A 383-nucleotide genomic window follows, 5' to 3' on the forward strand; every position below is an offset into this window, starting at 1 on the left:
GTCGGGAGCTGGGGATGATTGTCGGGCGGGATACACAGCAGCTGGATGAGCCAGAGATTGTGCGCGGAACCGTCGAAACGGTCGCTGAAAACATCGTCGACGCGATTATTTCTCCGCTTTTTTATGCCCTGATCGGGGGGGCACCCTTGGCGCTGGCTTATCGTGCCGTGAATACGCTCGATTCGATGGTCGGCTACAAAAATGAAAAGTATCTGCATTTAGGCTGGGCCTCGGCACGTCTGGATGATGTAGCTAACTACATTCCGGCACGCCTGACAGCGGTTATGCTTGTGATAGCGGCGTGGATGTATCGGCATGATGCGGCAAGAAGCTGGCGTACAGTCAAGCGGGATGCTCGTCTACACCCAAGCCCGAACAGCGGC

1 pseudogene is annotated in these 383 nt (G+C 56.1%); it reads left to right on the plus strand.

The features are described from left to right. Positions 1 to 14: 14 nt before the first annotated feature. Positions 15 to 383 (plus strand): annotated as a pseudogene (locus WG8_RS28115) (cobalamin biosynthesis protein); the annotation flags it as partial.

Origin of the sequence: Paenibacillus sp. Aloe-11 (genome assembly GCF_000245715.1) — a bacterium.
GTDB classification, from domain to species: Bacteria; Bacillota; Bacilli; order Paenibacillales; family Paenibacillaceae; genus Paenibacillus; species Paenibacillus kribbensis.